Here is a 19,440-nt window from a genome sequence, read left to right as displayed (position 1 = left end):
GAGTATGAATAATTTAGTGTGGACAATTGCAGGCTCAGACTCAGGTGGTGGCGCAGGCATTCAAGCCGATATAAAAGCAATGCAAAGTTTTGGCGTGCATGGGTGTACTGCAATTACCGCGCTTACGGCGCAAAATAGCTTAGGTGTAGAGGCCATTAACGCGGTATCTACCGATATTATTGAATCGCAATTACTCGCACTCGAAAGCGATATGAAAGCCAAAGTAATTAAAATTGGCATGCTGGCTAATGTGCAGCAAATTCAATTAATAAGCGAGCATATAGCGCATTACAAAGCTAAATGGCCTGTACCGCCTGTAATTGTTTACGACCCTGTTGCAATTGCTTCAAGTGGTGATGTATTAACTGAAGAAGATACCGTAAGTGCCATTAAAGAATGCTTAATGCCGCTGGTGGATGTAATAACGCCTAACACGCACGAAACGCAATTATTAACAGGCGTATATTTAATTGGCCCAAGCGCCGTGAAAGACGCAGCTAAAAAGCTATTAAGTTGGGGCGCAAAAGCGGTTGTTATTAAAGGCGGGCACTGGGATTACCCAACTGGTTATTGTATTGATTACTGCACACAAAACGGCGAAGAGTATTGGCTTGGGAATAAAAAAATTCAAAGCCCTCATAGTCATGGTACAGGTTGTAGCATGGCCTCGGTTATTGCCGCGTGTTTAGCAAAAGACTACCCACTAAAAGATGCTTTTATTTTAGCTAAAGCTTATATAAATCAGGGCTTAAAGCAGTCGGTTAGATACGGCGAAGGAATAGGCCCTGTTGCACATACTGCTTTTCCTACACAGTTAGATGACTACCCGCAAGTAATAGAGCCTGGCAGCTGGCTTGGTGATGAGCTTGATTTTGATGTGCCGCTGGAATTTAATATGGCGGCTGATTTTGCACCTTGTGAGAGCAAAAAGTTGGGCCTATATGCTGTGGTCGATAGCCTAGATTGGCTAGATAAATGTTTGCAGCAAGGTATTACTACGGCGCAGCTTCGCGTTAAAAATAAAACCGACCTTGAGCTTGATGAGTTAATTAAGCAGGCCGTAGAGCTGGGTAATAAGTACCGCGCTCACGTATTTATAAACGACTATTGGCAGTTGGCAATTAAGCACGGTGCCTACGGCGTACACTTAGGCCAAGAAGATTTAGAAACCGCTAATTTAGCCGCGATTAAAGAAGCAGGTTTAAGGCTTGGGCTTTCTACCCATGGTTTTTACGAAATGTTACGTGCGCACAACTACCGACCAAGTTATATGGCATTTGGTGCTATTTACCCAACCACAACCAAAGATATGACAGGGCAAATACAAGGTCTCGATAAACTTAAAAAGTGTGTGCCATTAATGCAAAGCTACCCAACTGTTGCCATTGGCGGCATAGATTTAACCCGCGCAAGCGAGGTTGCAAATACAGGAGTAGGCAGTGTTGCGGTTGTACGCGCGATTAGTGAAGCGAATGATTATATTGCAGCAATTAGTGCGCTAAAAAGTGCTATAAATCAGCCTAATGAATAAGCTTAGCGATAAAGAAACCCTGCGTTATAGTCGCCACTTATTATTAAAAGAAGTGGGCCTAGAAGGGCAGTTAGCACTTAAAGCAGCCACCGTTGCAGTAGTGGGAGTTGGCGGGCTAGGTAGTCCTGCACTTTTGTATTTAGCTGCGGCAGGTATTGGTAAACTTATTTTAATAGATGATGATGCGGTTGAGCTTTCTAACTTGCAGCGCCAAGTGCTTTATAAAGTTAATCACTTAGGGCAAAACAAGGTCACCGCTGCTGGCAAAGTATTAACAAGCCTTAATAATCAAATAGAAATAGTGACGCATTGTAAAAAGCTCGATGATAACAACGCAGGGGAGCTTTTAAAAAATGCCGACATAGTACTTGATTGCTCTGATAATTTTGCCACACGTTACAGTGTTAACCGTTATTGCTTTACTCATAAGTTGCCTTTAATTGCAGGTGCCGCGATTTCAAGTCGTGGGCAACTTATGGGTTTTGATTTTAGGCAAAACAATAGCCCATGTTATGGCTGTGTTTTTGCAAAAAGTGACGCCGCTCCCGCTGTAAATTGTAGTAATGCAGGTGTAATAAGCCCACTGTTAGGAATTATAGGCTCTATGCAGGCACAGCTTACGCTTAATATGCTGTTAGGGCATGTTGAAGGTAGTGTGTTTATCAGCTTTGATGCGCTTAGCTTAAAGCAACAGCATTTTAAAATGATTAAAGATATAAACTGTAAAGAGTGCGGTGAATAAAGTATGAGGTAATTTGCGGGGCTAAACTCGGGGTTAAGCCATGAGAAGCTGCGCTTCTAACGTAAGCAAGCTCATCGTCTACAGCTAAAATTAGCATCGTAGTTTAATTCATCTATAGGCGCCTTTCTTGCAGGCCCGTTGATACAAAATCTATTTACGCTTTTCCTTTTTTGCGTGAGCAAGCTTCACGCCTACCAATAAAAAAGCACCGCGTTTTTGGTAAACGCGGTGCTTAATATTTATTTTTGCTTACAGCTTACAGCTTACAGCTCTTCACTTTCTTTAATTGTTGCAAATGCGGTGTTTAAACGCGTTACTGTTTCAGGCAGTTGGTCGTCTAAAATGTCTGCTTTATCTGCACCCCATGCTAGTACCACTGTTGAGCCTAGTTTAAAGCGGCCCATTTCTTCACCTTTTTTAAGGGTAATGGCGTTTTCGCCTTTAGCTGGGTAATTCCAGCTAAACACGTCGCTACCTGCGGGTGGTGTTACTGTGCCTGCCCAAACGGTCTCTATGCTGGCAACAATGGTTGCGCCTACTAGTACCATAGCAAGTGGGCCAATTTCGGTTTCAAAAATAGCCACTACACGTTCGTTACGAGCAAATAAATTAGGGACATTGCGCGCTGTAAGCGGGTTTACCGAAAATAAGTCGCCCGGTACGTAAATCATTTTACTTAGTGTGCCGTCTATAGGCATATGAATACGGTGGTAGTCTTTTGGCGCTAAATAAATGGTAGCAAATTTTCCACCTAAAAATGGTGTTGTATCATCTTCGGAGCCACCTAATAGTGCTTGTAGACTGTAGTCATGACCTTTTGCTTGTATTAGCTGCCCATCAACAATGTCGCCCAGTTGGCTAATAGCACCATCAACAGGGTGAGTAATTACGTTCTCGCCTTGCGCCATTGGACGCACACCATCTTTTAATGGGCGAGTAAAAAATTCATTAAATGTTTTGTAGTGCGCTGGGTCTTCATACAAAGCCTCGTTCATGTCTACTTTATATTGTTTAATAAATAGTTTAATGAGCGTTGTAGTTAAAGCACCTGCTTTTGCTGCTGCTAATTTACCTACTACGCGTGAAATAAAGTGCTTTGGCATTGCATACTGCATTGCAATTTTAAATTTGTCTAAACTCACAGATTGTTTCCTAAATTAAACGCGAGGTGCGCGTGCACCAGCACGGCCATCGGCCATTGTTTCTAAAATACGGTGGTAGCTGTCGAATCGCAATTGCGAAATATCGCCATCGGCTACCGCTTGTTGAATTATACAGCCTGGGTCGTTTAAATGCTTACAGTCTCTAAAACGACATCCACCTATAAACTCTCTAAACTCTTTAAAGCACCAGGTTACCCGTTCAACATCTAAGTGCCATAAACCAAACTCACGTATTCCCGGTGAGTCAATTAGGTTACCACCACTTGGTAGGTGATGTAAGCGCGATACAGTGGTGGTATGTTGCCCTAAGCCACTGTTTTCTGATACTTCTTTAGTTAATATTTCGGCATCAGGAAGCACAGTGTTAACTAAGGTTGATTTACCTACGCCACTTTGACCAACAAAAATATTATTTTTATCAACCAGTACGTTTTTTAAATCATCTATGCCTTCGCCGGTTACACTACTTACAAGCAGTACCTGATAACCAAGGCCTCGATAAATATCGAGTACTTTTTGAATTTCATTTAGGCCTTCGTCGTCGATTAAATCGATTTTATTAAGTACTAAAATAGGTTCTATACCCATGTCTTCACAGGCAATTAAGTAACGGTCGATAATACTGGGCGTAAACTCTGGCAGTACCGCTGAGACCATTAAAATTTGGTCAATATTTGCTGCGATTACTTTTACGCCATCGTAAAAGTCGGGACGCGTAAGCTGTGAGCGGCGTTCTTGTGTTGCTTCAATAACGCCCGCTAAGTCGCCTTCACTTACTTTTGCGCGGCGAAATAGTACTTCATCACCACACACTAAGTTAGTAACGGTACGGCGAATATTACAGCGTAATACGTCACCTTCTTGTGTTTCTACATCGGCGTGTTGGCCAAAACGGCTGATCACGATGGCGTTTTCGGTTGCGCCCAGATTATCTGTTTGCCACTCTTGTGCGCCACCTTTTGCCAATTTTGTATCGGCATTATTTAAGCGCTTTTGATGATTAGCCTTGATCCTGCGAGATTGGCCTTTACTTAATTTTTTCTGTTTTGCCACTTTTGGCCTATAACCTTGGTTTAAATGTCGGCTTTGCGTATAAAAAAGCTTTAGCTCGACGGTTGATGCTAATATGATATATCGAAATGCGTTGGATCTAAAGAAAAGCACTGTTTAAGGTTACTATGACTATTAATGAATCTAATTTAATTTGGCTTGATCTGGAAATGACTGGACTTGAGCCGGCCACAGATAAAATACTCGAAATTGCAACAGTAGTAACTGATGCCGATTTAAATATACTCGCGGAAGGGCCTACTATAGCTATTCACCAAAGTGATGAGTTGTTAGATGGCATGGACGAATGGTGTACTACACAGCATGGGAAATCAGGTTTGACTGCCCGTTGTAAAGCCAGTACATACGATGAGGCTTATGCGGTTGAACAAACGCTTAATTTTTTAAAGCAGTGGGTTCCTGCGGGTAAATCACCGATGTGTGGTAACTCTATAGGTCAAGACAGACGCTTTATGAATAAGTATATGCGCGAGCTTGAAGACTTTTTTCATTATCGAAATTTAGATGTAAGCACAATTAAAGAGCTTGCCCGACGTTGGAAGCCTGAGGTACTAGAACAGGTAAATAAAAAAGGCTCTCATTTAGCTCTCGATGACATTAAAGATTCTATTATGGAATTAAAGGTGTATAGAGAAAAATTCTTTAATTTGTAAAAAACACTTGCAAACACATTAGATTATTGTAGAATCCTGCCCCGCTCAAGACGATAACCCTCGCGGGGTTGGTGTATTTGAGTGGTTTAAATACCATCAGTAAGTACGGCACTAGCTTAGTTGCCAGAACGTAGGACGCGACATGTCGCGCACCAACGGACAAATTACTGACTAACTATGAGACGGCACTAGTTCAGTTGCCAGAATGTAGGACGCGACCTGTCGCGCACCAACGGACAAATTACTGACTAAATATGAAGCGGCACTAGCTCAGTTGGTAGAGCGCGACCTTGCCAAGGTCGAGGTCACGAGTTCGAGCCTCGTGTGCCGCTCCAATTTCTCACCAAAGAAATTGTAGTGATAGTAAACGAAGTAAAGCGGCACAAGTTCAGTTGCCAGAATGTAGGACGCGACCTGTCGCGCACCAACAGACAAATTACTGACTAAATATGAAGCGGCACTAGCTCAGTTGGTAGAGCGCGACCTTGCCAAGGTCGAGGTCACGAGTTCGAGCCTCGTGTGCCGCTCCAATTTCTCACCAAAGAAATTGAAGTATCGAATAAAATGTAATGGGGCACTAGTTCAGTTGCCAGAACGTAGGACACGACCTGTCGCGCACCAACGGACAAATTACTGACAATCTATAAAGCGGCACTAGCTCAGTTGCCAGAACGTAGGACGCGACTTGTCGCGCACCAACGGACAAATTACTGACAATCTATAAAGCGGCACTAGTTCAGTTGCCAGAATGTCGGACGCGACCTGTCGCGCACCAACGGACAAATTACTGACAATCTATAAAGCGGCACTAGCTCAGTTGCCAGAACGTAGGACGCGACCTGTCGCGCACCAACGGACAAATTACTGACTAAATATGAAGCGGCACTAGCTCAGTTGGTAGAGCGCGACCTTGCCAAGGTCGAGGTCACGAGTTCGAGCCTCGTGTGCCGCTCCAATCTCTCTAAATACCCCACTAAAATAAACATCTCTTTAAAACAATATCTTGATCTGATTTATAGCTACGAAAATTATTTATAAATATTAAACGCACGAGTGGCCGCATGCCGCCGCGCGATATAAAGGGTTTTAAATAATGCGAAGTGACGTGGGTAAAAGCTAGGGAGGGGAGGTCAATACAAGGTTAAAAGGTTTCGCCTTGCAAGGTCGCTATAATACATCTTGCACCGCCAGCGTCGCGATGCTCACCTAAGTAAATACCTTGCCATGTACCTAGCGCTAAGCGCCCATTGTTTATAGGAATACTTAATTCACACCCTAACGTACTGGTTTTTATATGGGCTGGCATATCATCATCACCTTCGTAATCGTGACGATAGTAAGGTTGGCGCTCAGGAACGAAATGGTTAAAGTGGCTTTCCATATCCATGCGCACTGTAGGATCGGCGTTTTCGTTTATGGTTAAACTTGCCGATGTGTGCTGAATAAACAAATGTAATAGGCCAACTTTATAATTAGCCAGCTCGCTCAGCTGCGCGAGTATTTCATCATCAATTAAATGAAATCCTCGAGCGCGCGGTTTTAAAGTTATTTGAGTTTGTTGCCAGCTCATAACTTATCAAAGCTAACTTCTATATTTGCATCGCCTGCATCACAGCTAAATGGCATAATTATTTTTTTGCCCTTACTTTTATGTGTGATGGTGTGGCCTTTACCTGCAACTACAATTGGCGTAGCCATATCAAAGTCATAGCCTTTTTCGCCGAGTAAGTTTTTAGCTCCACCGGTAACCATATTAGTAATTTCCCCAACCATATCAGTTACTTCATCGTCTATGTTGTCAGGGCGCTCACCAAGCATGCGCTCCATGATGGTCAGAGCTAAGTTTTCATCAAAGGTAATTGAAAATGAGCCACGAGTTTGCGCGCCCACCATGCCAATTAAACCAGATACATCGCCACAGGCGACTTCGTCTGTTTTAATACGCGGCTTACCTGGTTTTAACTCGGTTTGTGCCATTGTAGATAACACATTGATCAAAGAAGATAAAAATGGATTAATGAACTCAACATTCATGTTAGGTACTCTTAAAATTGGTGCTAAAGTGGCTATCTAAATATGAGTATAGCTTTAAAACAAACTTTGGGTTTAGCTTCTACAAGACTCACACTTACCGTGTGCTTCAATAGTTTGTCCTGATACAACAAAGCCGCTTTCTGCTGCTAAGTTGTTTAGCTCGTGAGAAATAACCGTAGAGTGCAGCTCTTTTACAAAGCCACAACTGTCACAAATTAATAGCTGCACAGGATGAATATGATCAAAGTGATGGCAAAGCATAAATGCATTGGTGCTTTCTATTTTGTGAATAAAGCCCAGCTCTGATAAAAAGTCTAGCGCACGGTAAATTGTTGCAGGTTTTGCGCCTGTTTCTGTTACTTTTAATTGCTCAAGTAAATCGTACGCCCCAACGCCGCCTTGGGCGCTAGCTAATAGGCGAAATACTTTTTCGCGGATAGGCGTAAAACGCGCACCACGGTTGTCACAAACTTGTTTTGCTTTACTTACGAGTGATTCTATATTCATCATTCTCTTATCCTTACGCTACCGTGATATACTAACATACTGTGTTGTACTTGCAGCGTTTTTATTAAACACTTTTTATCTAGGAACCCCATTAATGCATGAACTGGTAGCTATATTTATTTTCTTTTTTGCGGTGATAGACCCTATAGGTACAGTGCCTGTATTTATTGCTGTGACACGTGGGGAAGATGAAAAGTTTAAACGAAAAGTTGTTTTTAAAGCCGTGGGTGTATCCGCTGTGGTTTTACTCTTTTTTGTTATTGCCGGTGAGCAGCTATTAAATGCAATTGAAATACCGCTGTCGGCGTTTCAAATAGCGGGGGGCATAGTCCTGCTTATTTTTGCGCTTTCAATGATTTTTGGTGAAAGTAAGCCCGAGTCTGAGATTAAAAGTGTGCGCGACAGCACAGAAACCGCTATTTTTCCGCTAGCCATTCCCTCTATAGCAAGCCCCGGCGCCATGCTTGGCGCAGTACTGATGACCCGTAACGAAGAATACACGTGGGTTGAGCAAGTTACTACATCGTCGATGATGTTGGTTGTATTAGTTGTTGTGCTTGTGCTGTTGTTACTCGCAAATCATGTGCATAAATTAATAGGCGACAGTGGCGCAAGTATTATAAGTAGAATCATGGGGTTAATTTTAAGCTCTGTGGCAGTTACAAATATACTCAACGGTATCGCGCATTATTTTGGTTTACAAATATACAGCTAACATTGATGCTAATTAGGCTTTTGTGTAAAATACAGCGCCTTTTTATGGGCGCATTTACTTATAATCCCCGAGGCTTTTACATTGCAAATACGCACATTAGATAATCCAACGTTAAACAGACGTTTTTCTGTTGCACCCATGCTTGATTGGACTGATCGTCATTGTCGCACTTTTCATCGTAAGATGACTAAGCACGCTGTTTTATACACTGAGATGATCACCACGGGTGCGATTTTATTTGGTCGCGGCGATTACCTACACTTTAATCAGCACGAGGGGCCGGTTGCTTTGCAGCTGGGGGGTTCTGATCCCGAGGCGCTAGCAAAGTGTGCAAAGCTTGCTGGTGAGCGCGGTTACGATGAGATTAACTTAAATGTAGGCTGCCCTTCAGATAGAGTACAAAACGGGCGCTTTGGTGCATGCCTAATGGCCGAGCCTGAGCTGGTTGCACAGTGTGTTGCGGCAATGAAAAGCGAAGTTAGTATTCCTGTTACGGTAAAAACACGAATCGGTATTGATGAGCAAGACTCGTATGAGTTTTTATGCGCATTAATTGAAGCCAGCCATAAAGTTGGCTGTGATGACTTTATTATTCATGCCCGTAAAGCGTGGTTAAATGGTTTAAGCCCTAAAGAAAATCGTGAAGTACCGCCTCTTGATTACCCACGCGTCTACCAACTAAAAAAAGACTACCCACAGCTCGATTTAAGCATTAATGGCGGCGTTAAAACAATTGAAGAAAGCCTAGCGCACCTAGCGCATATAGACGGCGTTATGATTGGTCGTGAAGCATATAGTAATCCATTTATACTTAATGAGGTGGATGAAAAGATTTACGGTGAGGTGGCTAATACTCAGACTCGTCACGATGTGGTGCGCGCTATGTATGATTACATAGAAGAAGAAATGCGTTTAGGTGCTAACTTTTGGCATATAGCACGCCATATGCTGGGAATTTTTCAGGGGCAGCCAGGGGCGCGCGGATTTAGACGTCACCTTTCAGAAAACGGTCACGGTAAACAGGCTGATTTGTCGGTAATGGATAAAGCATTAAGTTTTGTGCCTGAGTAATACTAAAGCGCTGAATAGTTATAAAAAAACCACTTTATAAAGTGGTTTTTTTATAACTAAAATTTAGTCAAAAGATAAATAAATTAGTGATTTTAGCTTATTAGTATTCAGTTTTTAGTCAGTTTAAAATAACGTGTTAGTTATCTAACTGTCTGAATATAAAGGCTTATAAATAAATTTTTGTTAATTGGCATAACTCTTGGAATCCTGTTGTTGTTATCAATTAAAAACAACAGGACAAAACAATGAGTATATTTAATCGCGTAAATGATGTTATCCAATCCAATATTGCTGCCATGCTGGATAAAGCAGAAGATCCAGAAAAACTCCTCAACCTTATGCTAAGTGGAATGCAAGAAGCGCTTAACGAATGTAGAAGCACAGCCGCAGCCTTACTGTGCGAAGAAAAAACGCTTAAACGCCAAATTGCACAAAAACAAAAAGACTTAACTTTGTGGCTAACAAAAGCTGAGCTGGCAGTTGCTAAAAACCGTGACGATTTAGCCAAGTCTGCGTTAGTAGAAAAACAGCGAGTAGATGAGCAAATTGCAGCAAAAAACACTCAGCTAAATACTCTAAAAGAGTCGATAGAGAAAATTACGGCAGATTGTGAGCGTTTACAGCAAAAAATGGCGCAAGCTAAAAGCAAACAAGCACAATTAATAAAACGCCACGATATTGTTGCTGCACGTGAAAAAGTGAACATGGAATTACACAGCGACAACGTCGCAAATGCTTTGTCTCGCTTTGAAATGATAGAGCAAAAAGTGGAAGGCATAGAAGCACAGGTTGATGCTTATGAACTTACAAATACAGCGCAATCAACCGCTGAGCAAATTGAGTCTTTAGTTAAAAATGAAAAAATAGATGCAGAGCTGGCTCGTTTAAAAGCCAGTGTTAAGCAAAGTAATAGCAATACAACTGCGCCAAGCGCTTAAGGAGTAGAGTATGAATAACTTTAAAACACAGCGTGGTTGGTACAAAGATTCACTGAATAAAAAAATATCGGGCGTATGCAGTGGGTTAGCGCGTCGCCTTGATTTTCCAGTGTGGTCAACACGCTTAGTAACAATTTTATTATTTATAAGTTTTCCGTTTGCAGTAGCGCTTGGTTATTTGATTGCTCACTGCTGCCTTGAAGAGCGTGCGTATTAGGAGAGGGATATGAAAACCTTAGCAATATGTGTTGTCGTATATGTGTTACTTTTTACTGATACTGTGTCGCTAATACATTTTGATTCATGGCAGTTTCCACTGTGGATTGCAGATATGAGCTGGGTGGGGCTTGAGCTGGCTGGTGTATTAGTCGCTATTATTGCAGTGGTAGCCGTAATGGCTTTAGTGACCATGGGGTTAATAGGCGCAGGGATTGTCGCGCTGGTTGGCACCATTTTGGCACTGTTATTTGGTTCAGTGATGATAGCCTGGCCATTATTATTTGTAGCTGTACTGTGCTGGTTGGTGCTCGATAACAAAAAAGTAACCTCTTAAGCCTTAATTTAACTGACTATTATTAGTTAACTATGTTAAATTTAAAGTGAAATTTTATGCTTTCACAAGGAATAAAGCGATGATGAAGCAGTGCTTTTTTATGGCCTCGGCGTTAATGATTAATGTGTTTTCGTCATCGGTTGCTGCACATGCTGGGCACAGCCACGATACAGACGAAGCTAAGCTTGAAGTAAGCCATGCACAAGTAAGGGCATTTTTGCCTGGTAGTAAGTCGAGTGTTGGCTATTTAACAATTTCTAACCACGGGGGTGGTGTTGCTAAATTAACTAAAGCAACCATCGAAGGTTTAGGCCGTGTAGAAATACATGAGCACAAACATGTCAACGGCATGATGAAAATGCAACAGGTTAAAGCCGTCACCATTAAGGGCCATGAAAGCCTAAGCTTTGAGCCTGGTGGTTACCATTTAATGGTATTTGATCCACAAGAACCGCTAAAAGTAGGGCAAGAACGTAAACTCACGCTATATTTTAGTGACGGTAACCGCTTGTTTACTAATGCTCAAGTGGTTTCGCTTGAAGCGCAAGCTGCGCATTCAAAGCCATCTAAAAAACAACACGCTCATCACTAGGAGGATAAATGTCGCAACACAAAGGAAAAATAGCTGGTGCCTTGGTGGTACTACTTATTATTTTTTACGCTATTGCAGTTTATTGGAGCATTGAGCCGGCACGTTTTAACGTAGTAACTAATGCAAAAGAAACCGCGCAAGCACGCAACGAAAAAATGGTAACAGGCTATACAACCACCTCAACGCTTATTACCGTTGCTAGCACATTACTTGATAAGCAAGGTGGATATTTATCAAATGATGTGATGCCGCCAAGTGTGATAATGGATGACATGCCTGCGTGGGAATATGGTGTGCTTGAAATGGTGCGTGATTTAGCGCTATCAATGCGTAAAGACTTTAGCCGTTCACAGTCGCAATCTACCGAACATGAGGCCCTTAAAAAAGCGCAGCCACAATTTAATATTAGCTCTGAGGCATGGGCATGGCCAAGTGCCGAGGGAGAATACCAAAAGGGAATAGACTACCTTCTTGTGTACCGCTCACAAATTGCTAACGAACATGAGCGCGATAGCCAATTTTATTCACGTGCAGATAATCTACGCAGCTGGTTAAAAGAAGCCGAAAAGCGTTTAGGCAGTTTAAGTCAGCGTTTAAGTGCAAGTGTTGGCCAAGACAAAGTAAATACCGATTTAGCCGGTAATTCTTCAAACATGCAAGCGACCTATACACCACTTCAGCAACAAGTAAGAACGTCGTGGTGGGAAATAGACGACGTGTTTTACGAGTCGCGCGGTGCAACGTGGGCGTTATTACACTTTTTACAAGCGGTTGAGTATGACTTTGCTGATGTATTAGAAAAGAAAAATGCACGTGTAAGCTTACAGCAAATTATACGTGAGCTTGAGGCAACACAAGAAACCGTGTGGAGCCCAATTATATTAAACGGGAATGGTTTTGGCTTTGTGGCAAATCATTCTTTAGTTATGGCAAATTATATTTCAAGAGCCAATGCGGCTTTAATCGAACTTAGCGAACTACTAGCTCAAGGATAAAAAATGAAAAAGTATTGTTTAGCAGCTGCCCTTTCAATGGCATGTTTAGCCCCTGCAGCACAGGCAGACACTCTATTAGGTTTATATGTAGGTGTTGATGGCTGGCAGTCAGATAACGACGGTCAGTTTTCTTACAAAGATAACGCACCACAAGATTTTAATTTTGAAGACGAAACCTTTATTAGCTACTACGCGGCACTAGAGCACCCAGTGCCATTAGTTCCTAACCTAAAGCTTAAATACACTGAGCTTGAACTTAATGGCTCAGCAACCCTTACTGATACGTTTAGCTTTAATGGCTCAGATTACGTAGTTGGTACAACTGCAAATACATTAAGTGATTTAACTCACATTGATTACATTCTTTATTACGAAATTTTTGATAACGATTTAATTTCAATTGATTTAGGTTTAAACGCAAAGCAGTTTGACGGTGACATTGTTGTAACTGGTACTACTCAACAAGGCGGCACTAACTTCTCTGAGACTAAAGATTTTTCGGGCTTTGTTCCACTTGCGTATGGCCGTGCTGAAGCAGGCTTACCATTTACGGGTTTGAGCGTGTTTTTTGAAGGCAGCTTTTTAGCTATCGACGATAGTAAAGTGCAAGACTACCAAGTAGGCGTAGCATATGAACTTATTGATAACCTAGCGGTAGATGTAGCTATTAAAGCAGGTTACCGCTCAATGACGTTAGAGCTAGATGATGTTGATGATATTAATACCGATATTGACGCATCAGGCCCATTTGCGGGTATTCAAGTTCACTTTTAATTAGTGAGCTTACAGCGTGGTGTGTTATTTATTAACATGCCACGTTAAATCAAATTCTCCCTCCAATGCATTATTAATTAATTGCTTATACACCTTATTTACAGGGTAATTTATAAGCTTAGAAAGCTCATCGCCAGTTTGGGTAAACTTGTAATAGCTTAATACTAAGTCACTGCTTTTAGCTTTTAACGTCACTTTTTGCGATAAAAACGACAGGGTGAGTTCTTGGCCTGCTTTTAATACCGCCGATTCTATTTCTTTTCTGTAGAGTAAATTAAGATCCATTAGCGTTAAAATATCAGGAAAGCTGATCCCCGTTTTTCCTAAATTAAGCGATACCTTATTGCCTTTTCGTAGTAAGTCGAAAAGCGAAGGCTTTTTATAAAACCCTAATAAAATAAAGTGACTGTCGTCTTTAGCGTTGTAGCTGCTCAGCGATACACACTTTTGTAATGCATCAGCTTCGCGTTGGGTCATATGCTTGAGTGTTTGTAAGCTTTTTATAGAAAATGTACCGGGGTTGAGGGTCTCGCCAGTTAAAATTTTAGCCCACAGTGTTTGCATCGATTCATTTGAGGTGTCTTCACATAGGGCAATAAAGCGCTCTATCCAGTCGGCATCTGGTTGCTTATTACTTGCCACATCGGGGCAAAACCCCATTGCTTTAGCTAAAATGGTTTCTATATTTTGCTGCTGTTTTATAAGCAGTAAATCTTGGCGCTTTTGGGCGCGCGCTAAAATAGGGTTATCGCTATTTATGTGATAAAGCGGGTTTAGATTGCCTTTAGAACCGTAACTTTGATCTGTACTTGGTTGCCCAGTATTTGTGGTTATTTTTTTTACGGGGTAGCCAAGTAAAGACTCAATTATATTGGCGAGGTTAATTCTCGCTTGGGCTGATTTTACTGTCATCGTTATCCAGCTGTGTTTTTTGGTCGCGTAATTGCGCCACTGTTTGTAAGTTATTTAAGCCAAGTGACACTGTATTGCTTAATACATACTCACTAAAAATTGATAGATAACCCGAAATTAGCGGGGTATTGGTTTGGCCATTAATATTACACGTTACATTTACCACACCTTCTACTTCGGTAAATGTAATTTCACCTTCAATAATATGCTCATTTTTTAAAAGCGCATTAAAGGTCATTTTATTTTGCGAAAGCGAAGTAATGGTCATTTCTCCATACCCCCAGTCGCTTTGCCACGATTGATGCGCGCCTATACCGCGACTAGGTTCGCCTAAAGTAAAAGTGATAGACGGATCTACTTTGCCCCAGGGCGACCATGTATGCCAAAGGCTAAAGTCAGACACCAGCGATTTAACGGTCGCTACATTGGCATTTATTTGTATGTTTTTATTTACGCTGTAATTTTGCGGCAGGGTAAAACCAATCAAAATAGCCACTAAAACTAACAATAAGAGCGTTTTTATAAGGATTTTAAAAAATTTAATAGGCACACCTTTTACGAGTTTTTTAGTTTGAAATATAACAACTTTTTATTAATCGACTATAGTATGAATTAGCCTATAAACCAAAAATATATTTTTAGCACATAGGTATGAGCTTATATAAGTATTAAAACTGATAAAGGGTAGATAATGTCGTCAGAGCAAAGCGATTTTTTATTTTTAGCGCCAGACAGCGAAGAAGAAATAACCCAAGAATTAACTGATTTTTGGGATGTTTTGATCGTTGATGACGATCCTGAAATACATTCAGTGACTAAGCTTGCATTGTCGGGCGTAGAGTTTTGGGGAGCAGGGCTGCGTTTTCACGATGCGTACTCTGGCAGCGAAGCCATCGAAATACTCAAAAACAATAATACAATATCCGTTATTTTTTTAGATGTAGTGATGGAATCTGATGATGCGGGTTTGCAAGTTGTAAAACGCGTACGCGAAGAGCTAAATAATCAGCATGTGCGAATTATTTTACGTACCGGCCAAGCGGGCAACACCCCAGAAGAAAAAGTAATTCGCGAATATGACATTAACGATTATAAAACAAAAACAGAGTTAACTCGTTCTAAATTAGTAACTTCTTTAATTACCGCTATTCGCTCATACGAGCAAGTGTGCCAACTTGAGTATCAAAGTGATGCAATGAACACCATTGTTTCGGCTTCAAAGTCTATTTTAGGGCTTACCGATATTAAAGTGTTGTGCAAAGAGATTATTAAACACTTGGGCATTATTTTAGAGTGTCAACAAGTTGGGTTGGTATGCAGTAAGCTAGATGGCGATAACTTTATTCAAGTATTAGGTGGCAGTGGCCATTATGAGAGCTACTTTGGTGAAAAGCTTGCTAATGTTGATAGCGTTGCGCTTGAACAAGTAGATCAGTGTTTTGAGTCGGCCCAGCATTGCCAAACTGATTCGAGCGTAACTTTTATTGTTAAAAGTAAGCACCGCCAGGCTGCTATTTATTTAGAGTGCGAGCATAAACCGAGTGATGCGCAGCTGCAATTTGCAGAGATTTTTCTTACTAATGTGAGTGTAGCCCTTGATAACGTAAGGCTGTTTGTAAAACTAAGAGATGCGGCCTACAAAGATGTACTAACCGGTATTTCTAATCGTACTAATTTTATTGAGCGGGTGGTGCGTTATCAAAAACCACACGTTAATGACTACGTTTTTGTATTAATTGATGTGATTGGTTTTGCAGATATTAACAATGGCTTAGGACAAGAAATTGGCAATCATTTGTTAATCGAGATTGTAAAGCGGCTTAAAGATGCTTACCCAGACGCAAAGTTATTGTCGCGTATTGGCGCAGATGTATTTGGCTTTATTATTCGCCAAACGGAGTTTGACCTCGAACAATTTAACGACGTGCTAAGTGTGCCTTTTAGTGCTGGCGAGCATATTTTGCCTGTCGATTTTAGAATTGGTTTATGTCAGCAGCAAGACTTTCAAAGTACTGGGTTAGATACACTCAAAGTTGCCTATATTGCATTAAACCAAGCTAAAAAGCTTAAATGCAAAGAGGGTATTTACTACGATATTGATATGCAAGACAAAATGGCTTGGCGCTTAGGTATTATTAGGCAGTTACGTCATGATTTTGCTCGGCAAAAGCTCCAAGTGTGGTATCAGCCACAGCTTTCACTCGATGATTTGTCTTTGATTGGCTGTGAAGCATTGCTGCGCTGGCCATCAGAAGATGGCTCGTTTATATCTCCTGCGGTGTTTGTGCCTTTAGCAGAGGATGCCGGTTTAATTGTTGATATTGGCCAATGGGTTTTAGAACAAGCTTGCCAACAGCAAAAACGCTTAGAGGCACTCGGTGAAGAAATTTGCATTGCTGTAAATGTATCTGTGCCGCAATTTAAGGTTAAAGGCTACGCTAAAACAGTAAAAAACACCTTACAAAAGTACGATGTTAAACCATGCAATATAGAGTTAGAAGTGACTGAAAGCGTGGTAATGGATGAATTAGAAACCGTGATCAATACCCTAAAAGAGTTAAAAGAATTAGGCGTAGAAGTGGCGATTGATGATTTTGGAACGGGCTTTTCTTCATTAAGTTACTTACAAAGTTTACCGCTTGATAGGCTTAAAATAGACCGCGCATTTGTAAAAGATTTACCCGATAACGATACCGGTGCTATTGCTGCTTTGGTGGTGTCGCTTGGTGCTAAACTAGGACTAAAAACAATTGCTGAAGGTGTAGAAACACAGCAGCAGGCAGAGTTTTTGAAAAACTTAGGGTGTGATGAAGTACAAGGTTTTATGTACGCTAAGCCAATGCCTGAGCATGAACTTTTAGAGTTTATTAAAGAGCGAAATAAAAAAACTTAATATCAACAGACTTTACAGTAGGCGCGATATCTCTAGGCAATGTTGTATAAATAAGCAATGTATTAGGATATAATTCGCGCCTTTTGTTATTCTACGGCCAAAACTATGAGCTCCCTTAAAGCTGAACGCGCGCTATTTTCATACCCCAAATATTGGGCAGAATGTTATGGCACCGCCCCATTTTTACCTACCACTCGCGAAGAAATGGATGCTCTTGGCTGGGATAGCTGCGACATTATAATTATTAGCGGCGATGCCTATGTTGATCACCCTAGTTTTGGTATGGCGGTTATTGGCCGTGTACTTGAAGCGCAAGGCTTTAGAGTAGGTATAATTGCTCAGCCAGATTGGCAATCAAAAGATGCCTTTATGGGGCTTGGTAAACCAAACTTATTTTTTGGTGTTACAGCCGGCAACATGGATTCGATGATCAACCGCTACACGGCAGAAAAACGAATGCGCCATGACGATGCCTATACACCAGGTAATGTGGGCGGCAAGCGCCCTGACCGTGCGGTGATGATTTACTCTCAGCGCTTACGCGAAGCCTACAAAGGTGTGCCTATTGTTATTGGTGGTATTGAAGCAAGCTTGCGCCGTATTGCTCATTACGACTACTGGCAAGAAAAAGTACGCCGTAGTATCTTATTTGATGCCAAAGCCGACATCCTTATTTATGGTAATGCAGAGCGCCCGCTGGTGGAAGTAGCCCACCGTATAGCCGCTGGCGAAACTATGGATACAATTCAGGATATTCGTGGTACAGCGGTTATTCGTAAAGAGCCAATACCGGGCTGGCGCGGAAGTGATTCAACAGCGATAGATAAAATAGGCAAAATTGATCCTATCCCAAACCCCTATGGGGCTGATGATGTTGGGTGTAGTAAATCAGAGTTTAAGCAAGCCGGTATTGATTTAAAAGCCGAGGCCGCTAAACCCATTACCATTCAACCTGCGCGCCCTAAACCGTGGGAAAAAACATACGTTAAACTGCCTGCATTTGAGCAAGTAAGCGTTAATAAACCGCTTTATGCCCATGCTTCGCGCATTTTGCACCAAGAGACCAACCCAGGTTGTGCTCGTGCGTTATTTCAGCGCCATGGCGATCGCTCTATTTGGGTTAACCCGCCGGCATTTCCGCTCGAAACCCATGAGATGGATGATGTATTTGGTTTGCCTTATCAGCGTATACCGCACCCAAGTTATGGTGATGCAAAAATACCAGCCTACGATATGATTAAAACGTCGGTTAATATTATGCGTGGCTGTTTTGGTGGCTGTTCGTTTTGCTCTATTACCGAGCATGAAGGGCGTATTATTCAAAGTCGCTCGCAAGAGTCGATTATTGATGAAATAGAACAAATTAGAGATAAAGTACCAGGTTTTACCGGTGTTATTTCTGATTTAGGTGGCCCAACGGCCAACATGTATAAATTGCGCTGTACGAGCAAAAAAGCAGAAAGTACCTGTAGACGACTCTCATGTGTTTACCCTGATATATGTAAGCACATGGATACAGACCATACACCTACTATCGATTTATACAAAAAAGCCCGTGAAGTGAAAGGCATTAAAAAGATTTTGATCGCCTCCGGCGTTCGTTACGATCTAGCCGTACAAGACCCTCGCTATGTAAAAGAGCTGGTTACACATCATGTGGGTGGCTATTTAAAAATTGCCCCTGAGCACACAGAAGATGGCCCTTTGTCTAAAATGATGAAGCCGGGCATGGGTGCTTACGATCAATTTAAAGAACTATTTGATAAGTACTCAAAAGAAGCGGGTAAAAAGCAGTACTTAATACCGTACTTTATTTCAGCGCACCCGGGTACCAAAGACGAAGACATGGTTAATATGGCATTGTGGCTTAAATCTAACGACTTTAAGTTAGACCAAGTACAAAACTTTTACCCGTCGCCTATGGCCAATGCAACCACCATTTACCATACAGAAATGAACTCGTTGCGTAATATTAAAAACAACAAAGAGCAAGTGCCCGTGCCAAAAGGAGCACGCCAACGTCGCTTACACAAAGCAATATTGCGTTATCACGATCCATCGGGTTGGCCAATGATCCGCGATGCACTGCGCAGTATGGGGAAAGCCAATTTAATTGGTAAAGGCCCAAATTGCTTAGTGCCAGAAGAAGGCCGCGATGAAAAAGCACATAAAGGCGCTGGTAAAGGTAAAGGAGGGCGCCCAGCCTTAACGCGCCATACTGGCTTTAGCCAATTTAAAAAGGCTAACACTAAACCTAAAGTAGGCGGCAATCGCCAGCGTGCTTCTCGCTAAGCGT

The 19,440-nt window shown here is 41.7% G+C and carries 20 protein-coding genes and 3 tRNA genes; 16 read left to right on the top strand and 7 right to left on the bottom strand.

The features are described from left to right. Nucleotides 1-4 precede the first annotated feature (4 nt). Nucleotides 5-1,531, top strand: coding sequence for a thiamine phosphate synthase (gene thiE / locus NQT65_RS12960; RefSeq protein ID WP_256851329.1), 1,527 nt, complete (start codon nt 5-7; stop codon nt 1,529-1,531). After that, nucleotides 1,524-2,273 carry a HesA/MoeB/ThiF family protein gene (locus tag NQT65_RS12955; protein ID WP_256851328.1) on the top strand — a complete coding sequence of 250 codons (750 nt, stop codon included), beginning with the start codon at nt 1,524-1,526 and terminating at the stop codon, nt 2,271-2,273. The genes thiE and NQT65_RS12955 overlap by 8 nt, the downstream gene beginning before the upstream one ends. Before the next feature lie 263 nt (nt 2,274-2,536). Here NQT65_RS12955 and asd read toward each other — a convergent pair whose 3' ends face one another. Together asd and rsgA are read right to left on the bottom strand one after the other, a co-directional pair. Further along, nucleotides 2,537-3,415 (bottom strand): archaetidylserine decarboxylase, encoded by an 879-nt coding sequence (gene asd / locus NQT65_RS12950; protein ID WP_256851327.1) that lies wholly within the window; start codon nt 3,413-3,415, stop codon nt 2,537-2,539. A 15-nt stretch (nt 3,416-3,430) separates the two neighbouring features. After that, nucleotides 3,431-4,489: a small ribosomal subunit biogenesis GTPase RsgA gene (gene rsgA, locus NQT65_RS12945; protein WP_126005874.1), complete on the bottom strand. Its 1,059-nt coding sequence runs from the start codon at nt 4,487-4,489 to the stop codon at nt 3,431-3,433. A 125-nt stretch (nt 4,490-4,614) separates the two neighbouring features. Between rsgA and orn the strand changes: the two genes are divergently transcribed. The 4 genes from orn (at nt 4,615) to NQT65_RS12925 (ending at nt 6,115) form a co-directional block, all read left to right on the top strand. Then, nucleotides 4,615-5,160, top strand: a complete 546-nt coding sequence (gene orn, locus NQT65_RS12940; RefSeq protein WP_004589057.1) for an oligoribonuclease — start codon at nt 4,615-4,617, stop codon at nt 5,158-5,160. 259 nt (nt 5,161-5,419) lie between these two features. Beyond that, nucleotides 5,420-5,495: transfer RNA gene (locus tag NQT65_RS12935), tRNA-Gly, on the top strand. 119 nt (nt 5,496-5,614) lie between these two features. Then, a tRNA-Gly gene (locus tag NQT65_RS12930) sits at nt 5,615-5,690 on the top strand. Nucleotides 5,691-6,039: 349 nt separating this feature from the next. Beyond that, nucleotides 6,040-6,115 (top strand) — tRNA-Gly (locus NQT65_RS12925). 186 nt (nt 6,116-6,301) lie between these two features. On the opposite strand, the gene NQT65_RS12920 is transcribed toward NQT65_RS12925, so the two are convergent. From NQT65_RS12920 to NQT65_RS12910, 3 genes are all read right to left on the bottom strand, one after another. Beyond that, a complete protein-coding gene (locus NQT65_RS12920) occupies nt 6,302-6,730 on the bottom strand; it encodes a secondary thiamine-phosphate synthase enzyme YjbQ (protein ID WP_256851326.1) in 429 nt (142 codons plus the stop codon). Beyond that, nucleotides 6,727-7,194 (bottom strand): chemotaxis protein CheX, encoded by a 468-nt coding sequence (locus NQT65_RS12915; RefSeq protein ID WP_029773279.1) that lies wholly within the window; start codon nt 7,192-7,194, stop codon nt 6,727-6,729. Before NQT65_RS12915 ends, NQT65_RS12920 begins: the two co-directional genes overlap by 4 nt. Nucleotides 7,195-7,266: 72 nt before the next feature. After that, nucleotides 7,267-7,701 carry a transcriptional repressor gene (locus tag NQT65_RS12910; RefSeq protein WP_029773280.1) on the bottom strand — a complete coding sequence of 145 codons (435 nt, stop codon included), beginning with the start codon at nt 7,699-7,701 and terminating at the stop codon, nt 7,267-7,269. Nucleotides 7,702-7,795: 94 nt separating this feature from the next. On the opposite strand from NQT65_RS12910, the gene NQT65_RS12905 reads away from it, so the two are divergent. The 8 genes from NQT65_RS12905 to NQT65_RS12870 all read left to right on the top strand — a co-directional run bounded on the left by NQT65_RS12905 (nt 7,796) and on the right by NQT65_RS12870 (nt 13,339). After that, a complete protein-coding gene (locus tag NQT65_RS12905; protein WP_004589061.1) occupies nt 7,796-8,416 on the top strand; it encodes a MarC family protein in 621 nt (206 codons plus the stop codon). Nucleotides 8,417-8,497: 81 nt separating this feature from the next. Continuing rightward, nucleotides 8,498-9,487, top strand: coding sequence for a tRNA dihydrouridine(20/20a) synthase DusA (dusA, locus tag NQT65_RS12900; RefSeq protein ID WP_256851325.1), 990 nt, complete (start codon nt 8,498-8,500; stop codon nt 9,485-9,487). A gap of 245 nt (nt 9,488-9,732) precedes the next feature. Further along, complete coding sequence (locus NQT65_RS12895) at nt 9,733-10,425, top strand: PspA/IM30 family protein (protein ID WP_256851324.1); 693 nt, start codon at nt 9,733-9,735, stop codon at nt 10,423-10,425. A gap of 10 nt (nt 10,426-10,435) precedes the next feature. Further along, complete coding sequence (locus NQT65_RS12890; protein WP_024031508.1) at nt 10,436-10,642, top strand: PspC domain-containing protein; 207 nt, start codon at nt 10,436-10,438, stop codon at nt 10,640-10,642. Between the two features lie 9 nt (nt 10,643-10,651). Further along, complete coding sequence (locus tag NQT65_RS12885) at nt 10,652-10,978, top strand: hypothetical protein (RefSeq protein WP_024031509.1); 327 nt, start codon at nt 10,652-10,654, stop codon at nt 10,976-10,978. 79 nt (nt 10,979-11,057) lie between these two features. Next, complete coding sequence (locus tag NQT65_RS12880) at nt 11,058-11,570, top strand: copper chaperone PCu(A)C (protein ID WP_029773289.1); 513 nt, start codon at nt 11,058-11,060, stop codon at nt 11,568-11,570. Nucleotides 11,571-11,578: 8 nt separating this feature from the next. After that, nucleotides 11,579-12,565 carry a DUF2333 family protein gene (locus NQT65_RS12875; RefSeq protein WP_256851323.1) on the top strand — a complete coding sequence of 329 codons (987 nt, stop codon included), beginning with the start codon at nt 11,579-11,581 and terminating at the stop codon, nt 12,563-12,565. Between the two features lie 3 nt (nt 12,566-12,568). After that, a complete protein-coding gene (locus NQT65_RS12870; protein WP_004585848.1) occupies nt 12,569-13,339 on the top strand; it encodes a TIGR04219 family outer membrane beta-barrel protein in 771 nt (256 codons plus the stop codon). Between the two features lie 24 nt (nt 13,340-13,363). Here NQT65_RS12870 and NQT65_RS12865 read toward each other — a convergent pair whose 3' ends face one another. Continuing rightward, nucleotides 13,364-14,251 (bottom strand): TIGR03899 family protein, encoded by an 888-nt coding sequence (locus tag NQT65_RS12865; RefSeq protein WP_138685844.1) that lies wholly within the window; start codon nt 14,249-14,251, stop codon nt 13,364-13,366. Further along, nucleotides 14,220-14,801 (bottom strand): SRPBCC family protein, encoded by a 582-nt coding sequence (locus tag NQT65_RS12860; RefSeq protein ID WP_138685845.1) that lies wholly within the window; start codon nt 14,799-14,801, stop codon nt 14,220-14,222. The genes NQT65_RS12865 and NQT65_RS12860 overlap by 32 nt, the downstream gene beginning before the upstream one ends. Before the next feature lie 141 nt (nt 14,802-14,942). On the opposite strand from NQT65_RS12860, the gene NQT65_RS12855 reads away from it, so the two are divergent. Both NQT65_RS12855 and NQT65_RS12850 read left to right on the top strand, forming a co-directional pair. Continuing rightward, nucleotides 14,943-17,144, top strand: coding sequence for a bifunctional diguanylate cyclase/phosphodiesterase (locus NQT65_RS12855; protein ID WP_138685846.1), 2,202 nt, complete (start codon nt 14,943-14,945; stop codon nt 17,142-17,144). Nucleotides 17,145-17,249: 105 nt separating this feature from the next. Further along, nucleotides 17,250-19,436 (top strand): YgiQ family radical SAM protein, encoded by a 2,187-nt coding sequence (locus tag NQT65_RS12850; protein WP_024031514.1) that lies wholly within the window; start codon nt 17,250-17,252, stop codon nt 19,434-19,436. The last annotated feature ends 4 nt before the right edge of the window (nt 19,437-19,440 follow it).

It is taken from the genome of Pseudoalteromonas agarivorans (genome assembly GCF_024518735.1).
GTDB classification, from domain to species: domain Bacteria; phylum Pseudomonadota; class Gammaproteobacteria; order Enterobacterales; family Alteromonadaceae; genus Pseudoalteromonas; species Pseudoalteromonas atlantica.
The sequence above is the reverse complement of the archived record's forward strand: the minus strand, read 5'-3'. Positions and strand labels throughout refer to the sequence as shown.